Source organism: Magnetospirillum sp. XM-1 (assembly GCF_001511835.1).
Lineage (GTDB): Bacteria > Pseudomonadota > Alphaproteobacteria > Rhodospirillales > Magnetospirillaceae > Phaeospirillum.
In genome coordinates, this window is the sequence record NZ_LN997848.1 from 2,748,453 (window position 1) to 2,765,002 (window position 16,550).

A 16,550-nucleotide genomic window follows, 5' to 3' on the forward strand; every position below is an offset into this window, starting at 1 on the left:
CTTGAAAAGCATCCTGCGATTGACCCTCAACGGCCGCGCCCGCGAGGATCTGGTGCCCGACAACATGTTGCTGCTCGACTACCTGCGCGAGGTGACCAACCTCACCGGGACCAAGCAGGGCTGCGACGGCGGCGAGTGCGGCGCCTGCACCGTACTGGTGGACGACCGGCCCCGGCTGGCCTGCTCGACGCTGGCCCATCAGGTGGCGGGCAAGAGGGTCGAGACGGTGGAAAGCCTGGCGACCCAGGGCACCATCTCCAAGCTGCAGGCCGCCTTCCACGAGAAGCTGGGCACGCAGTGCGGCTTCTGTACGCCGGGCATGCTGATGGCCTCCGAGGCGCTGCTGCGCAAGAACCCCAATCCCAACCGCGACCAGATCAAGGACGCGCTGGCCGGCAATCTGTGCCGCTGCACCGGCTACGTGAAGATCATCGAATCGGTGGAAGTGGCCGCCCAGGCCCGCTGCGGTTGCCAGGAGGCGGCCCAATGAGCCCGAAATTCCCCAAGAACGGCACGGTCGGCGCCCGCACGCCCCTGGTTGACGGCGTCGAGAAGGTCACCGGCAAGGCCAAGTACACCGCCGACATCGCCGCCCCCGGCGCCCTGGTGGGGCGAATCTTAAGGAGCCCCGTCGCCCATGCCCGCATCAAATCCATCGACACCTCGGCGGCCGAGGCGCTCGACGGCGTGTTCGCCGTCTGCACGGGCGCCGAAACGCCGGTCCCCTACGGCGTGCTGCCCATCGCCGAGAACGAATATCCGCTGGCCCGCGACAAGGTCCGCTATCGCGGCGACCCCGTTGCCGCCGTCGCGGCCGTCGATGAACTGACCGCCGAGAAGGCCATCAACCTGATCAAGGTCGAGTACGAGGTGCTGCCCGCCTACATGACGCCCAAGGCGGCCATGAAGGAAGGCGCCGTCGCCATCCACGACGACAAGCCCAACAACGTGCTGCGCGAGGTCCACGCCGAGTTCGGCGATGTGGAGGCGGCCTTCGCCGAGGCCGAGCTGATCCGCGAGAAGGTCTACACCTTCGCCGAGGTCAACCACGTCCACATGGAGCTGAACGCCACGCTCGCCGAGTACGACCCGGTGCGCGACATGCTGACGCTCAACACCACCACCCAGGTGCCGTACTACGTGCACCTGAAGGTGGCGGCCTGCCTGCAGATGGATTCGGCCCGCATCCGGGTGATCAAGCCCTTCCTGGGCGGCGGTTTCGGGGCGCGCACCGAGGCGCTGCACTTCGAGATCATCGCTGGCCTGCTGGCACGCAAGGCCAAGGGCACGGTCAAGCTGGTCCAGACCCGCGAGGAGACCTTCATCGCCCATCGCGGTCGTCCGTGGACGGAAGTGAAGATGAAGATCGGCCTGAAGCGGGACGGCAAGATCACCGCTTTGGCCCTGGAGGCCACCCAGGCGGGCGGCGCCTATGCCGGCTATGGCATCATCACCATCCTTTACACCGGCGCCCTGATGCACGGGCTCTATCACATCCCGGCCATCAAGCACGACGCCTGGCGCGTCTACACCAACACGCCCCCCTGCGGCGCCATGCGCGGCCACGGCACGGTGGACACGCGGGCCGCCTTCGAGGCCCTGCTGACCGAGATGGGCGAGGAACTGGGCATCGATTCGCTCGATATCCGCCAGCGCAACATGCTGCCGCAGATTCCCTATGTCACGCTCTACGCCCAGCGGGTGATGAGCTACGGCGTGCCGGAATGCCTGGAGAAGGTCAAAGCGGCCTCGGGCTGGGCCGAGCGCAAGGGCAAGATGCCCAAGGGCAGGGGCTTAGGCATCGCGCTGTCCCACTTCGTCTCGGGCACTTCTACCCCGAAGCATTGGACCGGCGAGCCCCACGCCACCGTCAACCTCAAGCTGGACTTTGACGGCGGCATTACGCTGCTCACCGGCGCCGCCGATATCGGCCAGGGCTCCAACACCATGGCGTCCCAAGTGGCGGCCGAGGTGCTGGGCGTGCGGCTTTCCCGTATCCGGGTGATCTCGGCCGATTCGGCGCTGACGCCCAAGGACAACGGCTCGTACTCGTCACGCGTCACCTTCATGGTGGGCAACGCCTCCATCGCGGCGGCCGAGGAGATGAAGGCCGTGCTGATCAAGGCGGCGGCCAAGAAGCTGGACGCCCGCGAAGAAGACATCGAGGTCATCGATGAAGTCTTCATGGTGGCCGGCAGCCAGGACCCGGGCCTCACCTTCCAGGAGGTGGTCAAGGCCGCCCTGATCGACACCGGCACCATCACGGTGAAGGGCACCTTCACCTGCCCGACCGAGTTCCAGGGCGACAAGAAGATCCGGGGCAGCGCCATCGGCGCCACCATGGGCTTTTGCTACGCGGCGCAAGTGGTCGAGGCCTCGGTCGACGAGATCACCGGCCGCGTCACCGCCCACAAGGTGTGGGTGGCCGTGGACGTGGGCAAGGCGCTCAACCCGCTTGCCGTCGAGGGCCAGACCCAGGGCGGTGTGTGGATGGGCATGGGCCAGGCGCTTTCCGAGGAGACCCGCTGGGAAGACGGCAAGATGATGCACGGCAACATCCTCGACTACCGGGTGCCGACCATGGCGGAAAGCCCCGATATCGAGGTGATGATCGTCGAAAGCATCGATCCCAACGGCCCGTTCGGCGCCAAGGAGGCGTCCGAGGGCATGCTGGCCGGCTTCCTGCCGGCGGTGCACGAGGCGGTCTACGAGGCGGTGGGGGTGCGCTCCACCAAATTCCCCTTAAGCCCTGAGACCATCACCGAACTCCTCGACGCCAAGGAGGCCGCAGAATGAACATCCTTCCCGATTTCCGCACGCTCAGGCCCGCCTCGCTGTCCGACGCCGTCGCCGCCCTGGCCGCTCCGGGGGCCGAGCCCCTGGCCGGCGGCACCGACCTGCTGCCCAACCTGCGTCGGGGCTTAGGTAAGCCCGAGACCCTGGTGGACCTCACCGGCATTAACGGCTTCGGCACCATTTCGGTGGGCGCCGACGGGGCCTTGCGCATCGGCGCCGGCGCCACGCTGGAAGCCATCGCCGAGGATAGCCGTATCCTGGCCTCCTGGCCGGCGGTGGCCCATGCCGCCTCGCTGGTGGCGGGGCCCAGCCACCGCGCCGCCGCGACGCTCGGCGGCAACCTGTGCCAGGACACCCGCTGCGTGTTCTATAACCAGTCCGAGTGGTGGCGGTCCGGCAACGGCTTCTGCCTCAAATACGAGGGCGACAAGTGCCACGTGGTGGTCAAGTCCGACCGCTGCTACGCCACCTATCACGGCGACGTGGCTCCGGCCCTGATGGTGCTGAACGCCTCGGCCGAGATCGTCGGGCCCAAGGGCCTGCGCCAGATCGCGCTGGCCGATTTGTTCAAGGAAAGCGGGGCCGAGCATCTGGCCCTGGAAGCGGGCGAGGTTCTGGCCGCCGTGCTGGTGCCGCCGGCCACCGGCTGGACCGCCGCCTATTCCAAGGTCCGCGTGCGTGACGCCATCGACTTTCCCCTGGCCGGGGTGGCGGTGGCCTTGAAACGGGACGGCAACGTCATCGCCGGATTGCGGGTCGCCATCACCGGCACCAATTCCGCGCCGCTGACCATCCCCACCGACGCCCTGTGGGGCCGCCCGTGGAACGACGAGACCGCCGAGGCCCTGACCCAGGCGGTGCGCAAGGTCTCCAACGTCCTGAAAACCACGGTGGCCGGGGTCAAGTACCGCCGCCGCGTCCTGCTGGCGGTGGCTCGCAAGCAGGTGGACGACCTCTGGAACGGGAAGTAGCCCCATGTGCCTCGACGCCATCAAGTGCGATCCCGCCGACATGGCGGCGGACGACTGCGAGGTGCTCGCCACCGCGCTGAAATGGATGGACGAGGGCAAAAGGGTGGTCATGGCCGTGGTCATGGCCACCTGGGGCTCGGCTCCTCGCTCCATCGGCTCCTACATGGCGGTGGACGCCGATGGCACCTTCGCCGGTTCGGTGTCGGGCGGCTGCGTCGAATCCGCCGTCATCTCCGAGGCGCGCGAGCTGGAGGCCGGCGAGGCCCCCCGGCAGCTGGCCTTCGGGGTCGAGGACGAGATGGCCTGGGCCGTGGGCCTGCCCTGCGGCGGCAATATCCGGGTGGCGGTGTTCAACCCCGAACGTGACCTTCTGGAAAAGGCGGTGCGGCAACAGGCCTTGCGCCAGCCCACCGCCCTGGTCCTCGATCTGGCCACCGGCGCCCAGGCGCTGGTCGGCGACGATGGGGTGAGCGGCTCGCTCGCCCTGGACGAGACCCGCCTGGTGGCCGCCCAGATGCATCTGGGCCAGGGGACCTGCGGCGTGGTGGCGGACGAGATCTTCGTGCGCAGCCACGAGGCTCCCTGGACCCTGATCATCGGCGGCGCCGTCCATATCAGCCAGGTGCTGGCCGGCATGGCGCGCCAGGCGGGTTTTGCCGTCACCGTGGTCGATCCCCGCCGCGCCTTCGCCGACGAGGCGCGCTTTCCCGGGACCACGCTGATCTGCGGCGAGCCCGACGAGGTGCTGGCCGATATCAGCATGGACCGCCGCACCGCCGTGGTCAGCCTGACCCACGTGCCGCGCCTGGACGACGCGGCGCTCAGGGCGGCGCTGGGCTCGGAGGCCTTCTATATCGGCGCGCTGGGCAGCACGCGCACCCATGCCAAGCGCTGCCAGCGCCTGGAAGACCTGGGCGACAAGCTCAAGCGCATGGCCGCCCCGGTGGGCTTCGACATCGGCGCCCGCACCCCGGCCGAGATCGCCGTCTCCGTCCTGGCCGAGCTGATCGCGGCGCGGCGGGGCAAGCCGCTCAGGGTAAGATAAGGAATGCGGGCGGGACGCCCGCGCTCCAACGAGCATTTCGGAGCGCGGGCGTCCCGCCCGCATTCCTTCCATAGCCCCAGAAACCAGAAGGCCCCCGGATTTCTCCGGGGGCCTTGGCATTTTCACCCTTGAAGGCGAAGGATTTAGCCGTTGACGGCGTCCTTCAGACCCTTGCCGGCGGTGAACTTCGGGGCCTTGGAGGCCGCGATCTTGATGGTGGCGCCGGTGCGGGGATTGCGGCCTTCCTTGGCGGCGCGCTGAGTCACCGAGAAGGAACCGAAACCGACCAGGCGGACATCGTCGCCAGCCTTGAGCGCCGAGGTGATGGCGGCGAAGGTGGCGTCGATCACGTTGTCGGCGGCAGCCTTGGACAGACCGCTGAGCTCGGCAACCTTGTTCACCAGATCCTGCTTGTTCATGAGACCCCCAATGGAATTGTCGTGACCGGTTGAAAATGACACGACCGTTGCGGACGTCAACAACTCTGTTGTGGCGACGCCACCCGGCCTTGAACCCGAACCCCAGGCTGGAAGCCTTGTCACAGGTGGGCTTCCGGCCAGCGGGGAGTTAAGCAATGTGTCGGGTTTTCCGCAACAATACAACGGTCCTGTCCCGAATCGCTGGGGGTTTTCCCCAGGAATCATCAAGCGATGAATACCTCATCGGGTAAAGACCCGAGTTCCGCGGAATTTTTGCATAAGTTCGCCAGATGCCGGGTTTCGGGCAGCATCCAGTCGCGCACGTGTTCGGCCACGGCACGGATGCGGGCCGGGTTGGCGGCATGCTCGGCGGCCGCTTCCAGCCGCGCCCAGGCGGCGCCGAAGGCGACCAGACCGGTCAGGCGCAGATAGGAGGTGGCGGTGAGCCCGATATCCTTGCGGGCCGCCATGGCGGAACCGGCCTCGTCCCAGGCGGCCAGGGCCTGGCCCAGGGCGGTGGCGAAGGCGGGGGAGGCGCCCCCCATGGCGGCCTCCACCTCGGTCTTGAACTCGGCCAGCGCCCTCCCCTGGTCCAGACGGATCACCCGGCCGGCCACGGTGGCGGCCTGGATGCCGTTGGTGCCTTCGTAGATGCGGGTGATGCGGCCGTCGCGCAGGATCTGCTCCACCCGGTATTCCTTGAGGAAGCCATAACCGCCATGCACCTGGATGGCGTGGTCGGCGGCCTCCATGGCGGCCTCGGTGGCGAAGGCCTTGGCAACCGGGGTCATCAGCTCCATCAGGGCCGGCTTGTCGCCCAGTTCCAGGTCCACCAGGGTACGCATCACCATGGCGCGGCAGCCCATGGCCAGGGCCATCTGGGCCAGCAGCATGCGTCGCACGTCGCCGTGCTTGGCGATGATGTCGGGGCCGGAATCCTTTCCGGCACGGCCCTGCTTGCGTTCGTTGGCGTAGGCCAGCGAGCGCTGCAGCGCCACCTCGGCCAGACCGACGCCCTGCACCGCCACGTCCAGGCGCTCGGCGTTCATCATGGTGAACATGCGGGCCAAGCCTTCGCCCGGCGCGCCGATGATCTCGGCCCGGGCGCCGTCGAAGGCCACCTGGCAGGTGGGCGAGGCGTGCATGCCCATCTTCTCCTCCAGGCGCACCACCGAAATGGCGTTGCGCGTGCCGTCCTCCAGCAGGGAGGAGGCGAGGAACAGGGACAGCCCCTTGACGCCGGGCGGCGCGTCGGGGGTGCGGGCCAGCACCAGATGCATGATGCGGCCCTCGGTGAGGTTCTGGTCGCCGCCCGAGATGAATATCTTGCCGCCCGAAATGCTCCACGAGCCGTCGGGCTGGGGCGTCGCCATGGTGCGCACCAGCCCCAGATCCGAACCCGCCTGGGCTTCGGTCAGGCACATGGTGGCCAGATACTCGCCGGCGGCGAGGCGGGGAATCCAGGTGGCGCGCTGTTCGGCCGAGCCGCTGGCCGCCAGCGTCCGCATGGCGCCGTGGGCCAGGGACAGCACCATCTGGTAGGTGATGCAGGCCCCCGACAGCATCTCGGACAGCGCCGAGGCGAGAATGTGAGGCAGGCCCTGGCCGCCGTCCTCCTCGGGCACGGCGAGGCCCTGCCAGCCGTCGCCGGCGAACTGGCGATAGGCGTCGACGAAGGGCTGCGGCATCACCACGCGGCCGTCCACCAGCCGGGTGCCCTCGGTGTCGCCCAGCGGGTCGAGCGGCGCGATGATCCCGTCCACCATGGCGCCGGCGTGGGTCAGCACGGTCTCGGCGGTCTCGTCGTCCCAATGGGGCAGGCGGGCGGCCTCGGCGCCATGGCGCAGCGCGAACATCAGGTCGCTAAGGGGAGTGCGGTAATCGATCATGGTCGTGTCCCTGGGCTTTTGACTGTGCCAAGCTTTCCCTCTCCCGCGTGGGGGAGAGGGTGGCGAGCATGAGCAAGCCGGGTGAGGGGCTTAACAGCTTATCCCATCCGGATGACGTCGGGATCGTCGCCGGGGGTGTAGAGCTTTTCCACCAGATGGGCGCGGCTGGTCAGCACGGCCCGCTGGTTGATGTAGCCCTTGTCGGTGATCTCGTTGGCGTCGATGGAAGGCGGGGCGTCCATCAGGATGGCGCGGGCGATGCGGTGCGAGCTGCCCTTGCCCTCGGCGGCCAGGGCGATCATGGCGGCGCGCATCTTCTCCCTGACCTCGGGACGCTTGATCAGATCCTTCAAGGGCGTGTCGGGGGCGGCGTCGGGGCACAGGCGCAGACAGCCGGGCAGGCTGGCGAAGCCCAGCAGGCCCACCTCCTCGCGGTCGTGGCCGGTGACCACCGCGTCCTGGAGCACCGGCGCGGCGGCGTCGATCACCGCCAGGCGCAGCGCTCCCACATGCACCCAGGTGCCCGACATCAGCTTGAAATCCTCGGCGACGCGGCCGTCGAAGACGATGCCCTTGGACGGATCATCGGGGTCGGCCAGCTTGCCGGCGTCGCCGATGACGTACCAGCCGTCCTCGTCGAAGGCCTTGCGGGTCAGGTCGTCGCGCTTGAAATAGCCGGGCGTGACGTTGGGGCCCTTGATCCGCATCTCCAGCTTGCCGCCGTTGGGGATCATCTTGACCTCGCAGCCCGGGGCGGGCAGGCCGATGATGCCGGCGCGCGGAATGTCGAAATGCACGGTGGTGATCATGGGCGAGGTCTCGGTGGCGCCCCACGACGACACCATGCGCACCTTGTGGCCCAGGGTACGGATGGACAGCTGCTCCATCTTGTCCCACAGGTTCTGGGGCAGCGCCGCGCCGGCGTAGAAGATGATCTTCAGGTCCTTGAAGAAATTGGCCCGCAGTTCCTCGTCCTTCTCCAGCAGCGGGATCAGCATGTCGAAGCCGCGCGGCACGTTGAAGTACAAGGTCGGCGAGATTTCCTTCAGGTTGGCGGCGGTCTTCTCCACCAGCCCCGGCATGGGCTTGCCCTCGTCGATGTAAAGGGTTCCGCCGTGGCGCAGCACCATGTTGAAGTTGTGGTTGCCGCCGAAGGTGTGGTTCCACGGCAGCCAGTCCACCAGCACCGGATGGCTTTCCAGCAGGAAGGGCCAGGCCTGGCGGATGGCCTGCTGGTTGGAGCACAGCATCTTCTGGGTGTTGATCACGCCCTTGGGCATGTCGGTGGAGCCCGAGGTGAACAGGATCTTGGCCACCGTGGCGGGGCGGACGCTGGCGAAGGCGTTCTCCACGTCGGGGCCGGGTGTCGCGCCCAGCAGGGCGTCGAAGGTGACGCCGCAGGCGATGGGATTGACGCTGGTCACCACCTCGACGCGGGCCAGTTCGGGGATCACCAGAGCGTCGGCAAACTTGGCGCCGTCGGCGGCGTAGACCAGGCCCGGCTTCAACAAATCGGCGATGTAGCGCAGCTTGGAATGGTCCTGGGAGATCAGCGAATAGGCCGGCGAGATGGGGGCGACCGGTATGCCCACATGCATGGCGGCCAGGGCCAGCAGGGCGTGGTCGATGGAATTGTCCGACAGGATCATCACCGGCCGGTTCTTGTTCAGGCCGCGGTCCAGCAGCGACTGGGCGATGGCTTCGACCATCTTCAGCGCCTGGCCCCAGCTCACCTTGCGCCAGCCTTCGCCGGCCCGCTGGGCCAGGAATGTGCGGTCGGGGATGCGTTCGGCCCAATGGACCAGAAGGTCGCCGAGGCAGCGCGAATAGGGCTTCAGGCTGTCGGGCGAGCGGATGATGAAGGCGCCGTCCTCCAGCTTTTCCACTTCCACCCGCGCGGGCGCGAAATTGATGGGTGCCCAGGCAACCGAATTCATAGTGACCTCCCTCGCCGCCTTCAGCGGACCGCTTTTTCTTGTCGTCCTTTAGAGGCCGAGATAGGCCTGACGGACGCCATCGTCGTTCAAGAGGCCGGTTCCGGTGCCCGACAGCACCACCCGGCCGTTTTCCAGCACATAGCCCCGGTCGGCCAGCTTCAGCGAGGCCGACACGTTCTGCTCCACCAGGATCACCGTCATGCCTTCGTCATGCAGGGTCTTGATGATCTTGAACATCTCGCCGACCACGGCGGGCGCCAGCCCCAGCGACGGCTCATCGAACATCATCAGGCGCGGCTGGCCCATCAGGCAGCGGCCGATGGCCAGCATCTGCTGCTCGCCGCCCGACAGCGTCCCCGCCGCCTGGTCGAAGCGGACCTTGAGCTTGGGGAACATCTCGTAGCAGCGTTCCAGCGTCTCCTTGCGCTTGGATCGCGCCCGGGGCAGAACGGCGCCCATCTCCAGGTTCTCGCGCACGCTCATGGAGGGGAAGATCTGCCTTCCCTCGGCCACCTGGGCCACGCCCAGATCGCAGATCACCGAACTCAAGCGCCCGGTGATGTCGTGGCCGTCGAAACGAATCGTGCCCCGGCCGGGCTTCTTCATGCCGGCGATGGCGCGGATAAGCGAGGTCTTGCCGGCGCCGTTGGCGCCGATGATCGCCACCACCTCGCCCTCGGCCACGTCGAGGGACACGCCGTCCAGCGCCTGGGCATCGCCGTAGAACAGGTCGAGATCGCGAACTTCCAGCATCATCCGTGATCCTCTCCCAGATAGCATTCCAGCACCTTGGGATGGCTGGTGACCTCGGCCGGCGTGCCCTCGGCGATCTTCTCGCCGTGGTGCAGCACGACCACGTGATCGGACAGCGCCATCACGGCGCGCATGACGTGCTCGATGAGCAGGATGGTCAGCCCGGTCTCCTTGTTGAGGCCGGTGAGGATGGCGACCATGCGGTCGCATTCCACCGGGCGCAAACCCGCCATCACCTCGTCGAGCAGCAGCAACTTGGGCCGCGTCGCCAGGGCCTTGGCCACTTCCAGACGCTTGCGGTCGGGCAGGGTCAGGGTCTGGGCCGGGTCCTTGGCACGGTCGCCCAGTTCCAGCAGGTCGAGGATGGCCCGGGACGCCGCCCTGGCCTTCTCCACGTCGCCGTTGTCGTGGCGGAGCGCGCCCACCATGACGTTCTCTTCCACCGACAGGCCGGCGAAGGGCTTGACGATCTGGAAGGTGCGGCCGACGCCCGCGCGGCAGATGGCCGCCTGGCCCAGGCCGGTGACGTCTTCCCCGTCCAGCACCACACGACCGTCGCTGGGCGGAAGCGCGCCGGCGATCAGGTTGAAGGTGGTGGTCTTGCCCGCCCCGTTGGGGCCGATCAGGGCGACGATGTCGCCCCGGGGCACGTCGAAGGTTACGGCGTTGACGGCGCGCAGGCCGCGGAAGCTCTTGCCCAGGTTCTCGACGGAAAGCATGGGAGCAGGGGCGTTCATCGTCCGTCTCCCTCCAGGCGAAGCGCCTTGCGCAGCCACGGCCACAGCCCGTTCGGCTTCAAGACCAGGATCAGCATCAGACAGACGCCGTAGGCGATCTGCTTGACGCCGTCGATGCCGATATGGGCGCCCAACTCGGTCAGCAGCTCGCCCAGCGCGGTCAGCACCACGGCGCCGAGGATCGGCCCGAACAGGGTGCCGATGCCGCCGATGATGGTGCCCAGCATCAGCTCGATGGAGCGATGCATGGAGAAGATGCTTTCCGGATAAAGATTGTTGTTGAAGAAGGCCAGGAACACGCCGCCCAGGCTGGTCATGGCCGCCGAGATCAGCACGGCGATCATCTTGTTCTTGAACACGTCGATGCCCAGCGCGTCGGCGGCGTCCTGATCCTCGCGGATGGCCTGCCAGTAATAGCCGATGCGCCGCGTCAGCAGGGCGCGGCTGAACCAGAAGGCGGCCGCCGTCATGCCCAGCGCCACGTAATAGAACATGGTGGTCGAGCCGCGCAGCAGCCACAGATTGTTGGGGCTGTTGTTGGGGGCGGGGGGCAGGAACAGGCCCGACGAGGCGCCCACCCAGCCCCAATGGTCGAACAACACGCGGGTGAACTCGGCGAACGCGATGGTCAGCAGGGCGAAATAGACGCCCATCACCTTGAAGCGGAAGCCCAGCGTGCCGATCACCGCGCCGGCGGCGGCCGAGACCGCCATGCCGGCCAGGGCGCCGATCCACGGCGGGGTGCCGTAATGGACGAACAACGCGCCGCCGGCATAGGCCCCCAGGCCCACATAAAGGGCGTGGCCCAGCGAGAACTGGCCGGCGAAGCCCATCATCACGTTCCAGCTCATGCCCAGATAGGCCTGGAGCAGCACGGTGATCAGGATGGAGAGCAGGTAGTCGCCCGCCGCCAGGGGAGCCACGGCGAGAATCGCCAGCAGGCCGAGAAGCAGGACCGCGCGGCGGTCACGGAACAGGGCGCTCATGGCTTCTTCCCCAGGATGCCTTGCGGGCGCAGCAGCAGGACGAGGATCAGCAGGCCGAAGCTGAACATGCTTTTGAGGCTGGGCGCGATCAGCACGCCCGACAGCGCCTCGGACAGGCCCACCAGGATGCCGCCCAGCAGCGCGCCGCCCAGGCTGCCCAGGCCGCCCAGGATGACGATGATGAAGCCCAGCAGGGTGTAGTCAGATGACAGGTGCGGATGCACGTCGACCAGCAGCAGCAGCAGGCAGCCGGCGGCGCCCACGCAGGCCGTGCCGATGCCGAACGTGATGGCGTAGAGCTTTTCCACGTCCAGGCCCACCACGCGCGCTCCCACCGGATTGTCGGCGCAGGCGCGGATGGCGGTTCCCGTGGTGGTGTACTTAAAGAAGGCCCACAGCAGAAAGGCCACGCCGCCGGCGGTGAAGGCGGCGATGACGCGGACCTTGTCCAGCACCAGGCTTCCGAGCGAATAGCTCTCGAAGCTGGCGTCGAGTTGGATGTTGCGCGCGTCGGGCCCGAACACCATCAGCACCACGTTGGTGATGATCATGGCCACCGAGAGCAGCAGCAGGAACTGGATGTGCTCGGTGACTTCAAGAAAGTGGTTGATCAGGAAACGCTGCAGCAGGTAGCCGACGACGAACAGGCCGCCGGCCACCAGCGGCAGGGCGGGGACCGGTGCGATCCCCAGCTTGGTGAAGAGCAGGAAGGCGGCATACATCGCCACCACCATCATGTCGCCATGGGCAAAATTGACCACGCGCATGACGCCGAAGATGACCGACAGCCCAAGGGCCATCAGGCCGTAGACCAGGCCGGTCAAAAGACCGGCGCTGATCACGTTCATGAAGAAGGTGGCGTCCATCCCGGCTCCCCGCCCAAGCTTTGCCGATGTTGCGGCTTTTCTTTAAGTGCGGCCCTTGAAGGGCGGCATGGGGAAGATGGGCTTGGCTTCGGCCGAGGCCGCCGGCAACGTCACCGTCGGCTTGCCGCCCAGGTTCTGCACCGCCGCCGAGATCAGGTTCATGTTCTGGCCGTTGGCCTCGAACTTGATCGCCCCGCCCAGCATGACGCGCTTGGACAGGTTGGTGGCGCGCAGGGCCTCGGTCAGGGCCTGCGGATCATTGCTGCCGGCCCGCTTGTGGGCGTCGGCGGCGATCAGCACGGCCTCGAAGGTGAAGCCGACGTTCAGGTCGCAGCTTTCGTCGGGGAAGGCCTTCTCGAAGGTCTTTTCCAGCTGCTTGGCCATTTCCTGCTTGGGATCGAACCACGGCACGTTGGTGGTGCAGTATTCGGCGTACTTGCCGAGCGCCTTGAAGAACTGCTTGTCGTACATGCCCGGAGCGCCGGGGCTGATGATGCCCATGGTCTCCACCTGCTGCTTGACCATTTCGCGCACCAGCAGGATGGCGTCGTTGAGACGGGTCACCGTCATGATGAAGTCGGCCTTGGCCGCCTTGGCCTTGGACACCTCGATGGAGAGGTCGCGGGCCTTGGGGTCGTAGGCGATGGTCTCGACGATCTGGAACGGCATGTCCAGCTTGGGCATCAGGGCGTTGATGCCGCCCAGCATGGCCATGCCGAAGCTGTCGTTGATGTGCAGCAGCACGGCGGTCTTCGGCGTCACGCCGGTGGCTGCGAAGATGTCCTTGTAGAGCAGCAGCCCGCCCTTGCCCAGCATGCCGGCGGAGGGGAAGTTGCGGAACACGTACTTGAATCCCTGCTCGGTCAGCTTGGGCTCGGAGGCGATGTTGACCACGAAGGGCACGCCCTTCGCCTCGGCCACGCCGGCCACGGCGAGAGTGGTGGCGGAATCGAAGCAGCCCATCAGCATGTTGGCGCCTTCGCGGATCAGCTTTTCCGCCTGGGTGCGCCCCACGTCGGGGTTGGATTCGGTGTCGGCGTTCATCAGCTCGACCGAATAGCCCATGTCCTTCAGCATGGGCAGACCGATCTCGGCGCCGCGCTGGCAGGCCTGGCCGATCAGGGCCAGGTGGCCGGAGCGCGGCAGCAGCACGCCCAGCTTGAGCGGAGTCGCCGCCCGCGCCGAGCGCAGGGGCAACCCGGTGGAAGTGACCAAGGCGCCGGCCGCCGCGGCCGTGGTGAACTGACGGCGGGTAATGGTCCGTGACGCGGACAGACTCGTGGTGTTGTCAGACATTGGGACGTCCCTTTCGCGTTCGAAAGCCTCCTGGGTCGCTCTTTGGCGACTTTGATGGATACGACTGTGAGGCAGTCCTCGGCGTTCGTCAAGGGTATTGTTGGGCATAAAAACTGTTGTGCTGCACAACAATAAAATCGAGTCCGGTTTAGATACGGGCGGTTCCCTTGCCCGCCGGGCCGGGGAATGCGATAAAGGCGTTCCCTTTTTCTTGGATGTCTGGACATGCTCTCCGCCGCCGCGATCCGCGCCGCCATTCCCGGCGTGCTTACCGAAGCCGAGTTTTCCGAACTGCCCAATTACTATCGCGGCAAGGTGCGCGAGAACTACGACCTGCCCGACGGGCGGCGCATCCTGATCTCCACCGACCGCCAGAGCGCCTTCGACCAGGTGCTGGCGGCGGTGCCGTTCAAGGGCCAGGTGCTGACCCAGACGGCGCGCTTCTGGTTCGAGGCCACCAAGGACATCTGCCCCAACCACGTGATCGAATATCCCGATCCCAACGTGGTGGTGGGACGTCGTCTCGACATGCTGCCCATCGAGATGGTGGTGCGCGACTACCTCACCGGGTCCACCGACACCTCCATCTGGTCCATGTACAAGGCCGGACGGCGCAATATGTACGGCCTCGACTTTGCCGACGGCATGGTCAAGAACGACAAGCTGCCCGCCACCATCCTGACCCCGACCACCAAGGCCGAGGTGGGCGGCCACGACGCCCCGGTCTCGCCGGCCGAGGTGGTGGCGCGCGGCCTGCTCACTCAAGCTCAGTGGGACGAACTGGCGCGTCTGTCCCTGGCCATCTTCGCCCGCGGGCGTGAGATCGCGGCGAAAAACGGCCTGATCCTGGTGGACACCAAGTTCGAGTTCGGGGTGGATGCGCAAGGGCGCATCACGCTCGCCGACGAGATCCTCACCCCCGATTCCAGCCGCTACTGGAAGGCCGACAGCTATGCGGCCCGCCACGCCAAGGGCGAGGAGCCGGAAAGCCTGGACAAGGAGTTCCTGCGCATCTGGATCGCCGGGCGCTGCGATCCCTACAAGGATCCCATCCCGGCCATTCCCGACGACACCCTGGTGGAGTTCTCGGCCAAGTACATCGCGCTGTTCGAGGCGGTGACCGGCCAGGCCTTCGAGGCCCCCTCGGCGTCCGAATCCGTCAAGGAGCGCATCCGCCGCAATCTGACAGGTTACTTCGCTTAAGACGTCTCGGAAGACGGGCATGATCTCCACCAGCCTGCGGGTCCGCTTTTCCCTGACCTTCGCCCTGTCCATCATGGTCGGTTCGGGGCTGCTGTCCTATGCCATCGGCAGCCGTTCCTCCGAGGGCGTCAGGGCCGAGATCGGCCGCAACCTCAGCGAGGTGACCCACCAGATCGCCGACAAGCTCGATCGCGGCATGTGGGCGCGTTCGGGCGAGGTGGCGCTGCTGTCCACCCTGGTCGAGACCCAGACGACCCTCGATCCCAAAGCGGTGCGGGTTTCGCTCGATCGCTTGAAGCACTCCATTCCCTATTTCGCCTGGATCGGCTTTACCGATCCCCAGGGGCGGGTGCTGGCGGCCACCGGCGGCATCCTCGACGGGGTGGATATTTCCAAGCGTCCGGTCTTCGCCGAAGGGGTGAAGGGCGTGTTCGTCGGTGACGTCCATGAAGCGGTGGTGCTGGCCAAGCTGCTGCCCAACCCATCGGGCGAGCCCATGAAGTTCGTCGACATCAGCCGGGCGGTGTATGGCCGGGACGGCACCATGCTCGGCGTCGTCGCGTCGCATCTCAGCTGGGAATGGGCGCGCGAGATCGAGCAATCGGTGCTGACCCCCTTCGACGCCAGCCAGGAAGTCGAGGTCTTCGTGGTCGCCACCGACGACACGGTGCTGCTGGGGCCGTCATCCCAGATCGGGCACCCCCTCAAGCTTCGTTCCATCGCCAGGGCGCGCCAGGGCGACGGGAATTGGCAGGTGGAGACCTGGCCTGACGGCCGGGAATACCTTACCGGCTATGCCCTGGCCCGGGGATACAAGGATTATGGCGGGCTGGGTTGGACCATCGTCGCCCGCCAGCCCACCGAGACCGCGTTCGCCGCCGTATCGGCGTTGCAGCGCCACGTCATCTGGTGGGGCGCCGGGGTGGCGCTGGCCTGTGCCGCTTTCGGATGGCTGGTGGCCAGCCGGGTCTCGGCCCCGCTGCGCCGCATCGCCCTGGCCGCCGACCGCCTGCGCGGCGGCGAACCGGTGGATATTCCCGCCGAGAAGGGCGTTTTGGAAATCCAGTCCCTCAGCACGTCGCTGCGCGCCCTGATCGACAGCCTGACCCGCAGCGAGGCGGCCCGCAGCCATGCCGAGGTGCAAGCCAGCCACGACCGTCTCACCGGGCTGACCAACCGCCTGGGGCTCGAGGATCTTCTGGGGCGGATGCTGGCCTCGGCGCGGCGAAGCCAGAGCAGTCTGGTGGTTCTGTGCCTGGACCTCGACGGCTTCAAGGGGGTCAACGACACCCTGGGCCACGGAATTGGCGACCTGCTGCTGCAGGAGGTGGCGGTAAGGCTGCGGGCCTGCGCCCGCCAGGGCGACATCACGGCGCGCCTGGGCGGCGACGAGTTCATGATGGTGCTGTCCGCCCCGTCCCATGCGGCCGCCGCCGACGCGATGGTGGTGGGAGAGCGCATCGTCCATTCCCTGGGCGAGCCCTTCGTGCTCGACGGCAATCCGGTGAAGATCGGCTGCAGCGTCGGCGCGGCGCTGTGGCCCTTGCATGGCGACGATATCGGCGACGTCACCCGTCTGGCCGACGAGGCGCTGTACGCCGCCAAGCGCGGCGGCAAGAACCGGGTGGTCCTGCACGCGGAGGGCTGATAAG

14 protein-coding genes are annotated in these 16,550 nt (G+C 67.1%); 6 read left to right on the plus strand and 8 right to left on the minus strand.

Going from position 1 to position 16,550, the window contains the following annotated elements:
* Position 1 precedes the first annotated feature (1 nt).
* From hcrC to XM1_RS12710, 4 genes are read left to right on the plus strand one after another with little or no spacing between them, the layout of a single operon-like run.
* Positions 2-490, plus strand: a complete 489-nt coding sequence (gene hcrC, locus XM1_RS12695) for a 4-hydroxybenzoyl-CoA reductase subunit gamma (RefSeq protein WP_068433945.1) — start codon at positions 2-4, stop codon at positions 488-490.
* On the plus strand, positions 487-2,796 hold the full coding sequence (hcrA, locus tag XM1_RS12700; protein ID WP_068433947.1) for a 4-hydroxybenzoyl-CoA reductase subunit alpha: 2,310 nt from the start codon (positions 487-489) through the stop codon (positions 2,794-2,796). The genes hcrC and hcrA overlap by 4 nt, the downstream gene beginning before the upstream one ends.
* Complete coding sequence (hcrB, locus tag XM1_RS12705; protein ID WP_068433949.1) at positions 2,793-3,767, plus strand: 4-hydroxybenzoyl-CoA reductase subunit beta; 975 nt, start codon at positions 2,793-2,795, stop codon at positions 3,765-3,767. The genes hcrA and hcrB overlap by 4 nt, the downstream gene beginning before the upstream one ends.
* 4 nt (positions 3,768-3,771) lie before the next feature.
* Complete coding sequence (locus XM1_RS12710; protein WP_068433951.1) at positions 3,772-4,812, plus strand: XdhC family protein; 1,041 nt, start codon at positions 3,772-3,774, stop codon at positions 4,810-4,812.
* Positions 4,813-4,955: 143 nt separating this feature from the next.
* Here the strand turns inward: XM1_RS12710 and XM1_RS12715 are convergent, their stop codons facing one another.
* The 8 genes from XM1_RS12715 to XM1_RS12750 all read right to left on the minus strand — a co-directional run bounded on the left by XM1_RS12715 (position 4,956) and on the right by XM1_RS12750 (position 13,695).
* Complete coding sequence (locus XM1_RS12715) at positions 4,956-5,231, minus strand: HU family DNA-binding protein (RefSeq protein WP_008614941.1); 276 nt, start codon at positions 5,229-5,231, stop codon at positions 4,956-4,958.
* 224 nt (positions 5,232-5,455) lie between these two features.
* Complete coding sequence (locus XM1_RS12720) at positions 5,456-7,120, minus strand: acyl-CoA dehydrogenase family protein (RefSeq protein WP_068433953.1); 1,665 nt, start codon at positions 7,118-7,120, stop codon at positions 5,456-5,458.
* Positions 7,121-7,218: 98 nt separating this feature from the next.
* Positions 7,219-9,057 (minus strand): feruloyl-CoA synthase, encoded by a 1,839-nt coding sequence (locus tag XM1_RS12725; RefSeq protein WP_068433955.1) that lies wholly within the window; start codon positions 9,055-9,057, stop codon positions 7,219-7,221.
* Positions 9,058-9,105: 48 nt separating this feature from the next.
* Positions 9,106-9,810 (minus strand): ABC transporter ATP-binding protein, encoded by a 705-nt coding sequence (locus XM1_RS12730; RefSeq protein ID WP_068433957.1) that lies wholly within the window; start codon positions 9,808-9,810, stop codon positions 9,106-9,108.
* Positions 9,810-10,547 carry an ABC transporter ATP-binding protein gene (locus XM1_RS12735; protein WP_068433959.1) on the minus strand — a complete coding sequence of 246 codons (738 nt, stop codon included), beginning with the start codon at positions 10,545-10,547 and terminating at the stop codon, positions 9,810-9,812. Before XM1_RS12735 ends, XM1_RS12730 begins: the two co-directional genes overlap by 1 nt.
* Positions 10,544-11,533, minus strand: a complete 990-nt coding sequence (locus XM1_RS12740) for a branched-chain amino acid ABC transporter permease (RefSeq protein ID WP_068433961.1) — start codon at positions 11,531-11,533, stop codon at positions 10,544-10,546. Before XM1_RS12740 ends, XM1_RS12735 begins: the two co-directional genes overlap by 4 nt.
* Complete coding sequence (locus XM1_RS12745; protein ID WP_068433963.1) at positions 11,530-12,399, minus strand: branched-chain amino acid ABC transporter permease; 870 nt, start codon at positions 12,397-12,399, stop codon at positions 11,530-11,532. Before XM1_RS12745 ends, XM1_RS12740 begins: the two co-directional genes overlap by 4 nt.
* 42 nt (positions 12,400-12,441) lie before the next feature.
* Positions 12,442-13,695, minus strand: coding sequence for an ABC transporter substrate-binding protein (locus XM1_RS12750; protein WP_068433965.1), 1,254 nt, complete (start codon positions 13,693-13,695; stop codon positions 12,442-12,444).
* Between the two features lie 225 nt (positions 13,696-13,920).
* On the opposite strand from XM1_RS12750, the gene XM1_RS12755 reads away from it, so the two are divergent.
* Positions 13,921-14,898, plus strand: coding sequence for a phosphoribosylaminoimidazolesuccinocarboxamide synthase (locus XM1_RS12755; protein ID WP_068433967.1), 978 nt, complete (start codon positions 13,921-13,923; stop codon positions 14,896-14,898).
* A 19-nt stretch (positions 14,899-14,917) separates the two neighbouring features.
* Positions 14,918-16,546, plus strand: a complete 1,629-nt coding sequence (locus XM1_RS12760) for a GGDEF domain-containing protein (RefSeq protein ID WP_068433969.1) — start codon at positions 14,918-14,920, stop codon at positions 16,544-16,546.
* Positions 16,547-16,550: the final 4 nt, after the last annotated feature.